The organism is Peribacillus saganii (assembly GCF_003429095.1).
Classification (GTDB): domain Bacteria; phylum Bacillota; class Bacilli; order Bacillales; family DSM-1321; genus Peribacillus; species Peribacillus saganii.
This window is the reverse complement of sequence record NZ_QVTE01000008.1, coordinates 113,713-131,126: the sequence shown is the minus strand read 5'-3', so window position 1 is coordinate 131,126 and position 17,414 is coordinate 113,713. Positions and strand designations below refer to the sequence as shown.

At 40.0% G+C, this 17,414-nt stretch carries 15 protein-coding genes and 1 riboswitch; of the genes, 5 read left to right on the top strand and 10 right to left on the bottom strand.

The window, feature by feature from the left end; genetic code table 11:
- Positions 1-281: 281 nt before the first annotated feature.
- Positions 282-431 carry a hypothetical protein gene (locus D0469_RS20935; RefSeq protein ID WP_158553336.1) on the bottom strand — a complete coding sequence of 50 codons (150 nt, stop codon included), beginning with the start codon at positions 429-431 and terminating at the stop codon, positions 282-284.
- Positions 428-586, bottom strand: coding sequence for a hypothetical protein (locus D0469_RS21305; RefSeq protein ID WP_199478325.1), 159 nt, complete (start codon positions 584-586; stop codon positions 428-430). Before D0469_RS21305 ends, D0469_RS20935 begins: the two co-directional genes overlap by 4 nt.
- Positions 587-769: 183 nt before the next feature.
- Between D0469_RS21305 and D0469_RS03325 the strand changes: the two genes are divergently transcribed.
- Both D0469_RS03325 and D0469_RS03320 read left to right on the top strand, forming a co-directional pair.
- On the top strand, positions 770-1,123 hold the full coding sequence (locus D0469_RS03325; RefSeq protein ID WP_117325421.1) for a DUF3905 domain-containing protein: 354 nt from the start codon (positions 770-772) through the stop codon (positions 1,121-1,123).
- Positions 1,124-1,603: 480 nt separating this feature from the next.
- On the top strand, positions 1,604-1,795 hold the full coding sequence (locus tag D0469_RS03320) for an alpha/beta-type small acid-soluble spore protein (RefSeq protein WP_117325215.1): 192 nt from the start codon (positions 1,604-1,606) through the stop codon (positions 1,793-1,795).
- Between the two features lie 161 nt (positions 1,796-1,956).
- Here the strand turns inward: D0469_RS03320 and D0469_RS03315 are convergent, their stop codons facing one another.
- The 4 genes from D0469_RS03315 to D0469_RS03300 all read right to left on the bottom strand — a co-directional run bounded on the left by D0469_RS03315 (position 1,957) and on the right by D0469_RS03300 (position 6,773).
- Complete coding sequence (locus D0469_RS03315; protein ID WP_117325214.1) at positions 1,957-3,195, bottom strand: anti-sigma factor domain-containing protein; 1,239 nt, start codon at positions 3,193-3,195, stop codon at positions 1,957-1,959.
- Positions 3,192-3,935 (bottom strand): RNA polymerase sigma factor SigI, encoded by a 744-nt coding sequence (gene sigI, locus D0469_RS03310; protein ID WP_117325213.1) that lies wholly within the window; start codon positions 3,933-3,935, stop codon positions 3,192-3,194. Before sigI ends, D0469_RS03315 begins: the two co-directional genes overlap by 4 nt.
- A 530-nt stretch (positions 3,936-4,465) precedes the next feature.
- Positions 4,466-5,674 carry an MFS transporter gene (locus D0469_RS03305; RefSeq protein WP_117325212.1) on the bottom strand — a complete coding sequence of 403 codons (1,209 nt, stop codon included), beginning with the start codon at positions 5,672-5,674 and terminating at the stop codon, positions 4,466-4,468.
- Between the two features lie 334 nt (positions 5,675-6,008).
- The gene (locus D0469_RS03300) at positions 6,009-6,773 is read right to left on the bottom strand and encodes a TerC family protein (protein ID WP_117325420.1); all 765 of its coding nucleotides are present in this window, start codon (positions 6,771-6,773) and stop codon (positions 6,009-6,011) included.
- A 43-nt stretch (positions 6,774-6,816) separates the two neighbouring features.
- Positions 6,817-6,965, bottom strand: a riboswitch (yybP-ykoY riboswitch).
- Between the two features lie 464 nt (positions 6,966-7,429).
- Between D0469_RS03300 and D0469_RS03295 the strand changes: the two genes are divergently transcribed.
- Entirely contained in the window at positions 7,430-8,617 is a 1,188-nt protein-coding gene (locus D0469_RS03295; RefSeq protein ID WP_233522924.1) for an FtsW/RodA/SpoVE family cell cycle protein, read from the top strand.
- Between the two features lie 68 nt (positions 8,618-8,685).
- Here D0469_RS03295 and D0469_RS03290 read toward each other — a convergent pair whose 3' ends face one another.
- Positions 8,686-9,708, bottom strand: a complete 1,023-nt coding sequence (locus tag D0469_RS03290; RefSeq protein ID WP_233522923.1) for an EAL domain-containing protein — start codon at positions 9,706-9,708, stop codon at positions 8,686-8,688.
- 170 nt (positions 9,709-9,878) lie between these two features.
- Positions 9,879-11,450, bottom strand: a complete 1,572-nt coding sequence (locus tag D0469_RS03285) for a peptide chain release factor 3 (protein WP_117325417.1) — start codon at positions 11,448-11,450, stop codon at positions 9,879-9,881.
- Between the two features lie 397 nt (positions 11,451-11,847).
- Between D0469_RS03285 and D0469_RS03280 the strand changes: the two genes are divergently transcribed.
- A complete protein-coding gene (locus tag D0469_RS03280; protein ID WP_117325211.1) occupies positions 11,848-12,714 on the top strand; it encodes a metal-dependent hydrolase in 867 nt (288 codons plus the stop codon).
- A gap of 593 nt (positions 12,715-13,307) precedes the next feature.
- Positions 13,308-13,511, top strand: a complete 204-nt coding sequence (locus D0469_RS03275) for a cold-shock protein (protein ID WP_117325210.1) — start codon at positions 13,308-13,310, stop codon at positions 13,509-13,511.
- A gap of 283 nt (positions 13,512-13,794) precedes the next feature.
- On the opposite strand, the gene ggt is transcribed toward D0469_RS03275, so the two are convergent.
- Together ggt and D0469_RS03265 are read right to left on the bottom strand one after the other, a co-directional pair.
- The gene (ggt, locus tag D0469_RS03270) at positions 13,795-15,606 is read right to left on the bottom strand and encodes a gamma-glutamyltransferase (protein ID WP_117325209.1); all 1,812 of its coding nucleotides are present in this window, start codon (positions 15,604-15,606) and stop codon (positions 13,795-13,797) included.
- Between the two features lie 206 nt (positions 15,607-15,812).
- A complete protein-coding gene (locus tag D0469_RS03265) occupies positions 15,813-17,120 on the bottom strand; it encodes an MFS transporter (protein WP_117325208.1) in 1,308 nt (435 codons plus the stop codon).
- Between the last annotated feature and the right edge of the window lie 294 nt (positions 17,121-17,414).

The following is a 17,414-nucleotide window of genomic DNA, read 5'->3' as shown; positions in this document are numbered from 1 at the left end:
GGTAAAGAAGTGTGAAAATGAATGATGTGTTAAAAAGGATACCTTCATTTTATTTTATATCCAGAAATAGATATTTTTCGAAAGTGTTTGCTCTCTACCGTACTATGGGTATTCGGTATCGGGCTGCCGATATTTTGAGGGTAATTTAAAGAAAAAAGATATTCATGCTGGGCGCCTGGCTGCATCGTTAAAAAATGCTGAAAAACAAAAAAAGCGGTTCAAAAAACCTGAAATTTATGAGCAAAAATGCCGGACAAAAAATCCGGCGTTTTTGCTTGCTTTTATTTGTCCTTTTTGTCTGATTTTTTATCTTGTGAAACCACTAAAACATCATAAATTTTGTCAGCATTTATTCCAAATGCGAATTCACTTCCAAATTCTTCACGTGTGTTAGCGGCCTTATCTTCTTTTCGCCATTCAGCGTCTCTCATGCTCTCCCTTTTCTCCCTTGCTTGGAATTACGGTTAAAAGCCTTCATCACATTTTCTTTCCCGGTAAATTCCGCAGAGAATTCTGATTCTGCCAAATTTTTCGTTGGTGTGTGGCTTGCTTTGACGGCTGCATTATGTTCCGCTTTCCTTTTCATGTGCCATTGCTCCTTTCAAAAATACGAGCATTTTATTTTGGGGCTTGAAGCACAAGATTTATTCACAGCAGTATCACCTATTGACTGGATAATTTAGGAGGTCAAAGATAATTGAGGTCATCGGATAATCGAAAAGACTAAAGGAGACGATAAACAGAGATATTGAATATCGGAGTGATGGTTATGATTAATAACGATGAAAAACAATTGGATTCACCAGCTATCGATGGAGCCATGCCGCATCAGATGAATTCACCCAGCTTCAAAAACACTGGTATCCATATGTCTTCTCCGTTTGTCAATTCATCTGGTGTCGTAATTGGCGACAGTCTCTATGCCTCAGAAAACTCGCCCCTTGAAAACTGGACAGAAGACACAGATCCAGAGGTTATGGCGGGCGACCAATGGGTACATCCAACAAACGATATAGGCTGGAATACAGCTGAGAACAGGGAACTGCTAGAGCACCAAAGAAAACCACAGGGTTATCCGTTTATGCATCCAGACAAAGACGTAAGCAGCAGGGAAACTGATTAATAACCCTTTTTTATTGGGTACCGCTATTCTGCATTGTTTGATTTTTTTTCAGTACCAGTTAACAATCATATTAGGTTCATTCCATATTAGCCCCATGAAAGCTCGTTTTTTGGAAAGTCATCTTGACAATAATTAAGAGTGAAACTATTGCTGCATGCCCTATAGATATTCTTATTCTTTTCCTAACGGTGGTAAATAAAAGCTAAGACAGAACCGAATTCGCACTTAAAGATAACTGATCTCAACACTGAATGTTTTACTTATTGATGTAAACTGTCTCTCAAGGCGGGAGAAAAATTATCCTAAGAACTGTTAACTAACTTCTTCAATGATAATACCACTTAATGATGAAATTTCAGGCTAAATTTCCATCAACTTTTATAGCCACTCAGCAAGTAAGAACAAGGGTCCAGTCCCATACTAGAATAGAGGGATATATAGCAACCTCAAAACGTAGAACATCAAAGGAGAGAGACAGCAATGGCAAACAACAGAAATAAACTTCTGGTACCGGGCGTTGAGCAGGCTCTTGAACAATTTAAATATGAAATCGCCCAGGAATTCGGAGTTGCCTTGGGATCGGATACAGTTTCCCGCGCAAATGGATCTGTTGGCGGAGAAATTACGAAACGCCTGATCGCACAAGCACAATCAGAACTTAGCGGAAGATAAAAACAATTTCATATCTATGGCGAAAAAAGAGATGGAGCATATTGATGCTTCTGATAATCACAATTTTTTGTGGCAGTTAAAAGCAAAACACCAAAAAGGGCCAGCTGAATGAAACCAAAGCTTGGCCCTTCTATTTATCCCCAGTCTTATCAATTTGATTTCTAATCATCATCGATATCTTTTTCATCGGTATGGGAACCATGATCGGACTTGTTATTGCTTTTATCGACTGAATTCTCTTCCTTTTTATTTCGCTTCTCGGAGGAGTTTTCGCTCTTTATTTCATCACGTCTATTATCATGTTTCTTTGACCGCTCTTTATCTTTGTCGTCATCTCTATCTTTGTCGTCATTGTGATCACTATCTCTATCTCTATATTTATCTTCACTGTCATAGGACGGCTTAGTTGGATATGAAGGGCGTGATGGCTTCACAAGTTTCCTTTGCGATTCTTTTGTTGTAACGGTGCGCCGATTGTTTTTATCATCATGATTTTCCTTTATTACCGCGGGTTTATTAGCTGAATTTTTGGACGAGTGATGTACTTCTGTTTCTTTCTTTACAGTTTTCCCAATAGGTTCAACAGGCTTGGAGATAATTACTTTTTTGATTGTTTCCGGATTGGAAGGAATAACTTTCTTATTATCAGCAGCCTTTTCTTCCGTTGGGATAGTTTTCGCATTGTTTTTGATCTCGGTCTTGTTTGATCCGTCTTCATTTGAGTTTTTATTTTTATCTTTGGTCTCGTTTGTATCGATATACCTTCCGGTTGAAAGGCCTGCCTCCAAAGCTTTCTTCCTATCAGTTGAGGAACCCTCATGGACCGTCACTTCAGCCACCTTTTTGGTGTTAGACGCCAGAAGCTCCATTTCTTTCTTCAAGTCCCCACTTAGCTCTATATTGTCCTGATCAAGCAATACAGTTGAAAAGACAACTTCTTTTTCCTTTTTTAAAAATCCTCTTGATTCTGTTTCCAATAATATTTTTTTTGCAATATCATTGACATTTTGCTGCTTCCAATCATCAATGCCCCTCAGAATCCGCTTGCCTTCCTTATTCAATCCGTTTAACTTGATCACTTCAAGATCATCATTCAGTCCAATTTCGATGCTTGGATTGACATCGATAGTCATATAGGCAGATACATTATTATTATTGAAGAACGGAAGATAAGTAATCCCAAAGAGCAATGCGGCAGCAGCACCTGCTATATACACTTTTTTCGGGGCAATGCCCAGAAAGCTGGTTCCTCTGTATGATTCTCTGGAAGTCACAAGCTCGATTTCTTCACCAACTTTGTAGGAACCTCGCCTTTTCCGTTTCATTTTTATAAATTCGCCTTCAGGGGTCATCAATGTAACGTAGCGGTTATCGACGGCCAACACCACACCCTTTTTCACTCTTCAAGCACCCCTTTTATATAATCCTTTAGATAAAAAAATTCGCCATGTAAGATAACTGAAATGGCTATAATATATTTCCGGTTTCTCTCTATTGTTTTCCGGCTTACCTTAACCCTCTGTTCAAGCTGCTTGACCGGCAGCCGCTTTTTTTCAAACAAAATCCCTCTCAGTTCTGCATCTTCCACAATCAGCCTTGCAATGGATATCGCGTTTCTCCGCGCATCTTCATGCTTTGGGGAATTCTCAGCCAAATCGTCAAAAACAAGATCAAATTCAAGCAACTTGTTCTGATAAAGCAGGATTTCATCCTTCCTTTTCTCTGCATCCTGAACTATCCGGAATTGCTGCATTGATTTTTCAGTTTCAAGGTAGGATTCACTTAGTTCCTGCTCATCCTCAAATTTATAATCGAGCAATACATCCTGTTTTCTTGACTGGCTGCGAAGATAATCAATGACCCTTCGTTTAATAATGGTCTCTGCAAAAGCCAGCAATGAATGTCCCTTAGCAGGCACGAATTTATCAATCGCATCATTGAAGGCAATTAGGCCAATGCTGAATTCATCATCAGATTCTGTAATATATCGACGGCACACAGAGGATACGGTTTTTGCTATAAAAGGCTTAAAGGAGACCAGTATTTCTTCGCGAAGCTCCTTATTGCCGGCTTGAATTTTCAATACAGTGTCTTCTATATTGCGTTTGCGCTTTAACGGCGTAAACAACATACTAAACATTTGCCCACCTCACTAAAGACACATTATAACATACGCTAAAATCATTTCTTTTTTTAGGGGTAGAAAATAAAAAAAAGCTGCAAAAGGACTATCTTTCCTTTGGCTTGTTTATTCCAGCCAAATGAGTCCCATAATGCTTTCAAAAACCCTTAATAATAAGCCAGATAAGCTGCAGACATCAGAGCAGTTTTACACCATGTACCGTATTTTTTAGACACAAAGAAGCCCTCCAATAGGCAGTAAGGAGGGGCAAAATACTTATATAATAATTAAAAATGATATTCAATGAATTTGCGCCATTCTTGCTTCATTTGACAACCTAATAGCTACAACTAAGATCAGGGTAACGGCTGCAACAGTCTAGCCAAATCTGCAATAACAGAACCATATAAACAAGACCAAATGACCACCGAAGACAATTATGGTATTTAGAAAAATACCTCCCGCCTTCCCAAGGAAAGGATATGCTTATAATATTGATCACTTGAAGAAATGGACTGAAGGGCGATTTTATTGCAACTGTTTTCTTATTAAGCAGATGGCGATTTCACTTCTTCCACCACTGCTGAACGCGGCTGTTTCAGCATGATAAATATAATTAACAGTACTGAAACGCTGCCAAAACAAAGTATCATATTCTTGAATCCAATGGTATCAAGAAACAGCCCGGCGGTTACGAGAACAACCTGGAATAAGATCCGGTCCATCATTCCGCGGAAGGAAAAAAATCTGCCATGGTATTCCTTAGGTACTTGCTTTTGAAAAATTGTTGCCACAACCGGAAAGAAAATACCTACAGAAAAACCGAAAATTGCAAACGAAATAATGGAAGCAATCTTGATATCAGCTAAATAAAGCGATAAATGCGCAACGGCAATAGTAACTGCGCAACCAATCAATATTCTCACAGGGTCCCTGCCAGCGGATAGCTTTTTGGTAATGAAAGCACCGATCATGAAACTTAGACCTTCCGCTGTATAAAGCCAGCCTTTAATCGAACTGTCATGCTGCAGCTCACTGATTTCCAGTACCATCAGGTTGAAACTTCCAAGAAATAAGGTAGGCACTAGCATTAAGAAAAGGGACATAACGACCTGCGGCATTGTTTTCAAAAGCGGCAGTACTTCTGTGAAGCCCCCTTTTGATTTTGTTTGTTTCTGTTTAACTGATACTGCCTTAGATTCATCTATGGTTAGGAAAAACGTACACAGCAAAATTAAAATATAAGATAAGAGAGTAAGAAAGTACAAATTAAACAAGGATATTGATATCAGTAAGATCCCAGCCAAGGAAGTTCCGGAAATTCTGGAGATAGTAGATACATTCATATGCAGCCCGTTGATGCTTAGCAAATCTTCATTCTTTACAATCAAAGGTATCGCTGCCTGAAGGGCTGGGAAATAAAAGGCGGCCGAAATACCGATAACAACCATGTAAATGACCATCCAGAAAACCTGATCATAGCTAATTGCAATAAACATAAACAAAATGGAAAAAATCCTTACTATTCCTGAGTACACGAGGACTTTCTTTTTTGAATATTTGTCAATCACTCTGCCCGCTAACGGGCCAACCAGTAATCCTGCAAACATTCCCGCCAAAAGAATCAGTGATTTATGGAAATCTGAAGGAACAAGCTTCTGCAAAAACTCAAGGTTTCCAATAACCCCAAGCCACATTCCTAGTCCTGCAAGAAACTCCCCGCTCATTAATATCCAAACATTTCTATTTCTTAACATGTTTCCGCCTCATTTAAATATTTCGTAGTACTAAATATATTAATGTTTTCCGATCTTTCTGTCTAGAAAATTTTCGATAGAATCATCCATGTACTATCTAGTGAAAAAACTGAATGTCAGGGGATCCCATCAGGTTGAGCGTCGGGATGCAGACCGTGCCGCTGCAGTTTTCTTGTCCAATACTTCTGCATCAGCAACATATACCTTCCTTTAACTCAGGTTATCTTTATTATCTAACGACGTTAGTATATTCGATTTTCCTTTATTAACCAACTTCCTGACAATGCAAAGCCCTGCCATGATTCATTCACGGCAGAGCGATAAATGATACCCGCTAGGCTTGTTGGGTACTCTCATTCTTTTTATTTGAAAAAAGTAATCCGCCAACCGCCAAGCCGATTAGCACCACCCAGAATGTGAGTTTCCACTCAATTGATTCCGGGAAATGCTGATTCAAGATCGCAATATTCGGATGCGCAAGAGTATAGACTGCTAGTTTAATGCCAACCCACCCAACAATGAAAAATGCAGCCGTTTCCAATGAAGGTCTTTTTCCAAGCAATTGGACAAATCCCTTGGCTGCAAATCTCATGATGACCAATCCGATGATTCCGCCAAGGAACATGACAGTAAATTGGCCACCATCAATGCCTCCCAGCGAAAACAATCCTGACTTCGGCAATGTTACGGCAAGTGCAACAGCAGCCAGCATGGAATCAACTGCAAAAGCAATATCTGCCAATTCAACCTTTAAAACCGTCAGCCAGAAGGACGATCCCTTATGCAAATTTATATCAATTATTTTTTCCTTTCCAGAAAATCGTTTGTATAGATGCAGGGCGGCAACAACAAGCAGGTAAATGGCTCCAAGGGCTTGAACCTGCCAAACATTGACAAGATATGATATAAGGAATAAACTCACAAAACGGAAGGCAAACGCTCCAATCAATCCATAAAATAAGGCCTTCCTTTGCTGGTCCTTCGGGAGATGTTTTACCATCACCGCCATGACAACGGCATTATCCGCCGCCAATATCCCCTCTAAACCAATAAGTACAATAAGAACCCAGCCATATTCCAGTAGCATTGATGTATCCATCATTCCTCAACTCCCAAAAGTAGTGTTTTGCATTTCCCCTGTTAGCATAAGGCACATAGAAAAAGACCCCTGCCAATAGGCAAAGGTCTTGCTGAGCACTTTTCATGCCAACAAAGCCGATGGATGGTATGTCCATGGAATGACGACTTTGTTTTAGGGCGAACCCTAACGCTACTCCCCTTTGTAAAGGAAAAACGGTATTTAATTTAATTAATGAACTGCTGCCTAAGCATCAATGCTGAAGATGCTTCGGCCATACTTGATTTCTGTCTTAACTCACTGCGATTCGTGAGTTAGCTGAATGCAAAGGTTATTTTCTCGTTTATTATACTCAACGGGGTTCAATATGTGACATGGATTAAAAATAAAAAGCTTGGTTTCGACGATCTCCATTCCTCCCCCTCGCTGCAAATACTTCTTATTTCTAAATTAGAGATATCGAAAGAATCTTTTTGGCTCAATTTAGTAGCCCTCTGCGTAAATTATTATATTAGCAAACTATTTTATCGACAAATAGGCGAGCAGCAGTCTACAATGGCAGATATGTAATCGTTTTTTAAAGAAATTATCATTAAATTATGTTGTTAATGGAATAGGAAAGGATTAATATTTTAAATAGCCCCCTGTGGATAATGCAGGCTTACAGAGGTGATATCTTGAAAAAAGTTTTTAAATCCTATGACTTCCCTATATTCATAACTGTTGTTTTACTATGCCTATTTGGCTTAGTGATGGTATATAGCTCAAGCATGGTGACTGCGGTAGCCCGCTATGGCGAGGAAATGGACTTTTTCTATCAGAAACAAAAAACAGCGATGATACTTGCCTTTTTTCTAATGCTCGTTGCAATGATAATTCCTTATAAATTGTATCAGCAGAAGAAAATTCTAATGTTAATGATGAGCGGAATTATTGGATTCCTTTTTCTCATTTTCTTTATTGGTCATACTGCAGGAGGAGCCCAGAGCTGGATTAATGTTGGAACGCGAGCCATCCAGCCAGGTGAATTTTCCAAGCTGGCTATCATTATTTATTTGGCTGCAATTTTCGGCAAACGGCAGCACATAATTAATAGTATTGATAAAGCGGTCGTTCCGCCTATAACTATGCTGCTAATCATTTGTGCCCTCATTGCAATTCAGCCTGACTTTGGGACAGCGTTCATTATATTATTGATAGCAGCATCAATTATTATTGCATCGGGGATGTCAATGAAAAGTCTTGGCAAACTGTTAGGCATCTCCTTGATTGTGGCCGCTATCATTTCATTAGCAATATTAATCTCGGGCAATTTTTCTGAAGTAGTCTCAAAAGAAAGAGTCTCACGGTTCACCGGCCTTCAAACACCGTTTGACCCCGAAACCATAAAGGATGAAGGCTTCCATCTTGCAAACTCTCTTATTGCGTTTGGTTCAGGAGGTGTGACCGGTCTAGGCCTTGGGGATAGCGTCCAGAAATACGGATATCTGCCTGAATCACATACAGACTTTATCCTCGCCATTATAGGCGAGGAACTTGGACTATTCGGAGTAGTGTTCGTTCTTGGGGCTTTAGGATTCATAGTACTCAGAGGATTTGTTCTTGCCGCACGTTGTCCTGATCCATTTGGAAGCCTGCTGATGGTCGGGATCTCTTCGATGATTGGTATTCAGGTATTCATTAATGCTGGTGGTGTATCGGGACTCATACCCATCACAGGGATTACCCTTCCGTTCATCAGCTATGGAGGTTCTTCCCTTTTGATATTGATGATTTCCATAGGAATTCTCCAAAATGTCGTTATGAGATCAAACAGGCTTGCAGAGAAAAAGATGCAGGTAAAAGAAAAGAATATTCCAATGTAAAAAAAAGAACCCTTTCAAAATTTGAGAGGGTTTTATACTTTTTAATAGTTCGCTGAAACCGAAATTAACTACAAGCCGGGTATCGCCGATTGAGGAAGAATATAAGCGGGCCTGCTTTCCGGCTTTCCAAGATAATAGCCCTGGGCAAGAGTAATTCCAATATCCCGGCAAAATTCCAGTTCTTCCTTGCGTTCAATACCCTCCGCTAAAGTGATAATGTTTAAGGCTTGTGATACCTCGACAACACTTTTTAAGAATAGCTGCTTCTCCAGATCCCGGTCGCAATCCATAATCTTTCCACGATCGATTTTGACGAAATCAGGCAGCAGCTCTAAAAGGACTTCTGTTGTTGAATAACCAGCTCCAAAATCGTCAAGCGCCACCTTCATGCCCTCTTGTTTATATGTTTTGAAGATATTCTTCAAATGATCCATATCGGAGATTTTTTCCGTTTCCACTACCTCGAAAACAAGGTCTTCAGACTTAACACCGCTCGCCTCCACAATTTGAAAAGTGTGTCTTAAACAGAATTCAGGATTATAAATAGTGGAAGGAAGAAAATTAATAAAGCTTTTTAAACCATCCTCAATCTGCCCTTTTCTCCCTTTAATAGCCACTTCTCTGGCCTTCTGATCAAGCAGGCCCTGCATTCCAGTTAAGCTTGCTGTTTCAAACAATTGTCCCGGTGATATCCGGCCAAGCGGGTCCCTCAATAGAGATTCATAACCATATAATGAAAGATTACTAAGTGAAACAATCGGCTGAAAATAACTGAGAAAATCAGTATTTTGAATCAGCTGGACTGTGTCACTGTGCCTTACCCTGGCTGCTAATTCGGGTAAAGGAACCGTTATCGCAGGAGCTGTAATTTCACACATTACTGAGGCTTGGACATTTTCCTTGCTGCCAATTAAATCCATTAAACTTATTAATTCAAACACAGTCTGGTAAGGAATAAATGCTCCCTCATGAAGATAAACCGCCTTCTGACTGAAGTCTTCTTTCAACTTTAGCGAAGCGTCTGACAGATATAAGTACCCATTTTCAAATAACTGAAAATGCACACCGCACATAGCACAAGCGTTTTTCAAAATAAAACCCCACTTCTGGTCACTTTTTACTTAATTTTACACTATCCTGGAATTATTAACTATTTCAAAGCCTGTTGAAATGAGCTTACCGGCTCCTTCGATTATCAAGAGCTTTTATTAACAAATGATTCCATACAAAAAAATCCCGTTTGCACGGGATTTTTTGCAGCTTATCGTAAATCCATAGGGTTATAAAGCTTAACATCTGGATTTTTCTCGCTGAACCAGCGCAGCGCGAACTCATTTTCGAACAGGAAGGCGTATTTTTCATAACGATCCTTAACAAGAACACTTCTGGAGCTGTGGAGATTTTCATCGACATTGTCACTTTCTACCCAGCGGGCAATTTTGTTGCCTAGCCTTTCCATGACAACTTCCACATTGTATTCATTCCTCATTCTGTGTTCAAACACTTCAAATTGCAGCTGCCCTACAGCGCCAAGGATATATTCTTCCATCCTTACTGTTTTAAACAGCTGGATTGCGCCCTCTTGAACTAGCTGGTGAATCCCTTTATGGAAGTGCTTTTGTTTCATAACGTTCTTGGCCGTTACCCGGACAAACAGTTCAGGAGTAAACTGTGGAAGTCTTTCAAATTGAAACAGGTCTTTGCTTGTCGTGATTGTGTCTCCAATTTGATAATTTCCGGTGTCATAAAGGCCGATAATATCTCCGCTTACCGCTTCATTGACCGTTGCCCGGTCATCTGCAAGAAACTGCGTGGAAGAAGAAAGATTAATCGGCTTTCCTGTACGGCTTAAATTAACGTTCATTCCCCGCTCAAACTTACCTGAACAAATCCGCAAAAAGGCGATCCTGTCTCTGTGCTTTGGATTCATGTTAGCCTGAATCTTGAATATAAAACCGGAAAAATCGTTGCTGAATGGATCGATTTCACCTTCAGTTGATTTCCTTGGCTGTGGCTGTGGAGCAAATTTCAAATAAGCATCCAAAAATGTCTGGACTCCGAATGCGGTCAAGGCACTGCCAAAAAATACTGGAGTCAATTGGCCGGCAGCAATTCTTTCTTTGGAAAATTCGTTTCCTGCCTCTGAAAGCAGCATGATTTCTTCCAGTGTCTGCTCATAAAGAGGCGAAGTATTTAGTTCATGGTCTATTGCTAGACCGCCCTCTTCATTGAGAGGCAAAAACCGGTCATCTTCGGTTTTAAACTGCTCAATTCTATTGTTAAACCGATCATAGATTCCAACAAAGTCTTTTCCCATTCCAATTGGCCAGTTCATTGGGTATGACTCGATTCCAAGAACTTCTTCCAATTCAGCAAGTAACTCAAGCGGTGCTTTACCTTGGCGGTCCATTTTATTGATGAACGTAAAGATAGGGATACCGCGCATTTTACATACTTTAAATAACTTAATTGTCTGATCCTCAATCCCTTTTGCGGAATCAACAATCATCACAGCACTGTCAACAGCCATCAATGTACGGTATGTGTCTTCACTGAAGTCCTGGTGGCCTGGAGTGTCCAAAATATTTACACGGAATCCATCATAATCAAATTGCATAACTGAAGATGTAACCGAGATTCCACGCTGTTTCTCGATTTCCATCCAGTCACTTGTTGCATATTTTCCTGTTTTTCTTGCTTTAACTGTCCCTGCATCACGAATTGCGCCTCCAAAAAGAAGCAGTTTCTCTGTCAGAGTGGTTTTCCCAGCATCCGGGTGGGATATTATCGCAAAAGTCCTTCTCGATTGGACCTCATTTTGAATAGATTTCATTGATAGTTTACCTGCCTTATTTATTCTATCGATCATTTTACAATATTTTATATGGGTATTGTACATCACATCGGATTAAGCCACCTTACATTATAACTCAAATACACAGTGTACTGTATAGTTGTGCTATTATTTTTCTGTACCAATTTTTACAGATGGCGCCACGGAAAAATTCCCGGCTGATGTTAAAAGGCTGGAACAGAACATGCTGGTCCCTGGATATTTACAGGAATACTGATTTTACCGATATTTAGCACAGTAAACAGTTAATTTAGGAAAACTTTTACTTTACTGTCTGCCAAGAAATATATCATACAGACTTCTTTCCTGGCTACTTCCCCCCCGAAGTTATTCAGGTGATAGCATTTTTGACACTTTACACAATTAGGAGGATATTTTGGATACCATTACTCACACTTTATTTGGAGCAGCTCTTTATGGCTCATTAGATAAACAAAATTTCAGTAAATCTCAAAAACAGGCATTCTTTATAACTGCGATCGGTGCAAGCCAGATACCCGATATCGATGTTGTTTCACAGCTGTGGGATACAGAGGGACAGTACCAGATGTGGCATCGCGGTATTACACACTCGATTTTTCTTGCACCATTTTGGGCTCTCTTATTCTTTTTAATCATTTGGGCTCTTTTCCGTTATAAAGATCGGAAAATCTTCTGGTTAGCACTGATTGGGGTAGCCATCCATAATACAAGTGATTTGTTCAACGCGTGGGGAACAGGTTTTCTTGAGCCTTTTTTGAACACCAGAATCACCTTCGGAACGATCTCAATTATTGATTTTGTTTTCTGGACTATAATTGGGATTGCTTTTTTTGCTTCACGGAAAAACCCTGGGAAGGCGCCTCATAATTATAGGCTCGCCTGGGTATTCATGATTGTACATGTGACCCTGCAATCCATACAAGGATATTTTCTCTATGAGCAGTATAAAACGGAAAATAACCAAGTGGCCCTTTCAGCCAGCTTTATTCCGTGGCATTTTCAGATTATCGATAAAACAGATAGCCAAGTACACATTTATAGTGATAATATCTTTATGAAACCTAAATTGGAATATTCGCTCGAGTCGAAAGAGGATGCTGATTTGGAGGAGTTGTTTGCAAAGCGGCCGGAAGCAAGGACCCTTTATGAATGGTCCCCATTTGTCGTAGTTGTTGACGACGAAAAGCAATTAGGCATTTATGACCCGCGTTTCTATCGCAATGGGCAATCATTTTTATTTGAATATATTAAGAAAAATTAACTGAAGTTTATGAGGGGCAGTTAAAAAATTCCCAGTTTCCCGTAACAACATTTAACCTCTGTAATAACCAAAAAAGCGGCGTGCGAAGTCAGCCGCTTTTTTGGTATGTCCGATTTCGGTTAGTGAATCATTTTTTTCGTACTGCTGCGGCGCTGAAAATAATCTTTGGCTCTTTTTACAACAAACGGCAAAGCCATCATAGCCAACCTTTTCAATAATTTGTTATTCATGCTGTCACAACCTTTCGTGTTTCAATTTATATGTCTTTATCTTCTATACCCGTTCACGGTTAAGCAAAACAGACTTGTTTACAGCTTTTTATTTGAACTTCGTCTCTTTTTAGAAGGTTTATTACGCTTCTGCAAAGGTTATATAATTAATGTATATTTCCACCATTTTTGTTGTTATTTTTAAATGTATATATTATACTTTATTGTAAGAAGTCCCTTATAAATAAGGTATTTACCCATTATCAAACACCAAAGGCTTTGTTTCAAACCTATGATGCTTGCTAATGTGTGAATTTCTATTTTCTTTTTGGAAAGTAAAATAAACGCATTAATTTTTGGTTAATTTTTAGGAGGATTTCTCGAATGACAGTAACAGGTAAAGTAAAATGGTTCAACAGCGAAAAAGGTTTTGGATTCATCGAAGTTCCAGACGGTAACGACGTATTCGTACATTTCTCTGCTATCCAAGGTGAAGGTTTCAAAACTCTTGACGAAGGTCAAGAAGTTGAATTTGAAATCGAAGAAGGCAACCGTGGACCTCAAGCTAAAAACGTTGTGAAATTATAATTCGCAAAAATTAAATTCAAAGCATGTTAGGATGTTACTCTCGTAGTAACATCCTTTTTATATTTCCGTTTATTCTTAATAACGTTTAAGGAATTACCTTCGGCTATAGGTAAATTGCGCGACTCTTTTTCCAGCTTGATAGTTCTAATACAACGACAATGGCAGCAGGATACTCCGCAATCCAATCCTGAAATAGACGCAAAAAATCAAAGCAGGGCGCAAATCGTTTGCGCCCTGCTCCGGCTTGCCATTTCAATCCTTGGCGGATCCTGTTTTTGTTGGTTTATTTATGTTTATACCGTTTTTCCTTCAAAGTGACTCCTATGGCCGCACCGTTTCGGCTTGAATCCGCTACACCCTTGAAATATCCCCTATTGTAATTTATCTCGATACTCTGGACGTTTCCAATATCCACAGTTGAAGGACCGAAATTATGGCCCATTTCCTTTAATTGCGCAAGTGTTTCAGCTGGAATGCCCTCTTCATAACGGTAGGAATTTACACTATTTGAGTAAATCCTTGGTTCTTCGACCGCAAGCTTTGTTCCCATTTTATACTCTGCAATATTTAAGATCGTTTGCATAACGGAGGTTATGATTGTCGGTCCCCCAGGTGAGCCGACAGTAAGGACTGGTTTGCCATCCTTGTAAACAATTGTTGGAGTCATGCTGCTAAGTGGCCTTTTGTTTGGCTGCACTTCATTAGCACCGCCCGGTATAGCGTCGAAATCAGTTAATTCGTTATTTAGCATAATCCCGTATCCTGGAACAATGATCCCGGAACCGAATACCTGCTCAATCGTGGTTGTATAGGATACAACATTTCCCCATTTATCGGCTACTGTAAAATGCGTTGTCTCTCCGATCTTTCTATCGTCAGGCTGTTTTACTGTATTTTTCGAGCTTTGTTTATTTTCATACTTCCAAGGATCCCCTGCCTTGACATCGGTGTTCATTTGATTTATAGAAATCAATTGCTGCCGTTTCTTAATATATTCCGGATTCAGCAGTCCTTTTACCGGAACCTCGACGAATTCAGGATCACCCGCATATGCGGCCCTATCGGCATAAGCCAGATGCATCGCTTCTGCAAGGAGATGGTATTTCTGTGGAGAACGAACAGGGTACTGCGATAAATTAAATTCATCCAGGATTTTTAACATTTGCAGCATAAACACACCACCTGAGCTTGGCGGAGGCATTGTGGCTATGTCATACCCTTGATAGCTGCCCCATATTGGCTGGTCCTTTGTCACCTGATATCGGGCCAAATCCTGCTCAGTCATAGTGCCGCCCTTATTCTGAACAACCTTGGCAATGGCTTTTCCGATTTCCCCTTTATAAAAAACCCCGGATCCACTTGACCGAATGAGCTTAAAGGTTTTTGCCAGATCCTTTTGAACGAGGCGGTCCCCCTCTTTAAGCGGTTTCCCGTTTGGCAAAAAGACTTTTTTAGCATCCGTATTTGCCAATACTGCCTTATTATCTTCAATTGATTTTGCCAATACAGAATCAATTGGAAATCCTTTTTCAGCCAGCTGTATCGACGGGGAAATCAACTCCTTCATCGGGCGTGTTCCCCACAGCTTTAATGCATTTTCCAGTCCTTTTAACGTTCCAGGCACTCCAACTGCATTACCTGTTGTGTAGCGCTTTTCAAATGGAATGGGCACACCCTTTTCATCTAAAAACATGTCCGGTCTTGCTCCCTGCGGTGCCCGTTCACGGCTGTTAATGATGGTAATCTTTTTTGTTTTTCCATCATGGACCATCATAAAGCCGCCTCCGCCAATCCCTGACATCATTGGTTCTGTCACATTTAGAGCAAATTGAATGGCAACCGATGCATCAATTGCGTTTCCGCCCTTTTTCAGCACTTCAGCCCCTATTTCTGATGCAAGCGGATGAGCTGTTGCCACCATCCCATCCTTTCCGACATCGACTTCCTTGTATGCGTCATAGCTGAGTTGACGGTTCTTTGGCTGCCCTTTTTGGCTATGTGCATCAGTTATGGCCAAGCCTGTTACTGGAAAAGTCCCAATTACAATCAATAAACTAAAAAGAAGTGATAAGATGGTACAAATTCTTTTATTCATTTGTTACCTCCTTCTAATCTATTTGTTGTTATACACGTTAAAAATAGAAAATATACAGATCGAATGCAAATGAAAAGGCTAAATTTTTAGAATATTGAATATTTTTTACTATTGCTTGCATATTGTCCAGGACCATCAGCCTATTAAAAAGCTGAGTTAACCTGGGTGTGAAAAAAGAGCAGGATTTAGCTCCTGCCCTTTAGTTTCTATTCAACTATTTGTACTCTTCTGTGAACAAGCAGGCCAATCAGCGTGAGGATCATCAAGGAACCTAAGGCCATCCTGCTTGCAGTATCACCTAAGTCAGCAAACAGCAATGTAATACTTCCATAAATAAACGGGCCAATTATGGAAGATACCTTACCCGAGAAAGCAAACAGACCAAAAAACTGGCCCCTTTTTTCTTCTGGCGTTAATTTCACTATTAATGTCCTCGAGGTGACCCACATGGAACCAAGTGCTACCCCAAATAAACTTCCCGCACCCCAGAACCATTCGGTGCTCGGTCCGAATACCGCTGCAGCAAGAGCTACAAGCAAAAGAACTCCTACATAGGTAACTGATTTTTTAGCACCCTTCACTTTCGTCACATAGCCAAACAGGAAGGAACCAACGATGCTTGATACAGTAGAAACCAAATAGAGCAGGATAAAATCACCTGATGAAAATCCAACAACCGCTGTTGCATATATCGCCATCATGGCGATAGTTGTGGCGAGAGCATCGTTTAGGAAAAAATAAGCGATCATAAACGTAAATACTGATTTATATGAGCGCACTTCCTTAAAAGTAGAATATATTTCCTTGTATCCGGAAATAAAAGATTGCTTTGAATGCTGTGGTTTCGGCCTGTCTTTTACTAAAAAGAATAAAGGCAGTGAAAGCACCAGGAATAGCAGGGCAGTAGGAATGAATGCGGTATGGAAGCCGTTGTCACCGATAAATGGGTATACGGACAGCCCTATAAGCGTACCAATATAGCCAACCGCCACTCCGAAACCGGAGATTAAAGGCAGATTATCTTTTGCGGCAAGATCGCTGATCATTGCATCATAAAAAACGAGACTGGAATGATAAAAAAACTTTGATATCACAAACATCAGGATGACCAAAGCTAGGGAAAGCGGCAATCCAAATATCTCTTGCTCAAGCTCCATCCCGCCAAACATACCCATTAAAAAGGTTCCCGCCACCGCAATCAAAGTAAACGGAATGATATATTTTTTCTTTTGCCCTGTCTTGTCCATCATAACGCCAAACAGAGGTGAAAAAATAACAAGGAAAAAGCTCGCGACTGCATTGGCATATGATATAAATGTACTTGCTATTTGATCAAGAACCTCATTTTCCCCGACAACTTCCTGTAAGTAAAAAGGGAAAAAGATTGTATTGATATTTGAAGAGAAAATAGTGTTGGCAGAATCATAAAGCGCCCATGAAAGTATAGGCAAGGAAAAAAATAACGCTAGATTCCCCTTTGGCTTAACGGTTTGTTTTTTTTGTTGCGCCTGCATATGTGCCCCACCCTTTTTATGTTAGCTTATTCTTAGATAATTCCATAGAGTACTAGAAAACCCTGCATGTTTACCGTTTTTTCACAAAGAAACTATGTGGTGAACCTGATCTTATGGGGCTAAACGGTGTAAATCAGAAAGCTGGGCATTTCATAAAAAGTGCCTTCATGTTGTGAGCTGTGTCGAAGCTTGCCACTACCTTTGAGGCGAAAGATATTTTGATCCAACATTATAGAACGTCGCTGATTGGCTAGCCTTAAAAAGGCGAATATAGAGGCGTAGTTTAGGAAAACA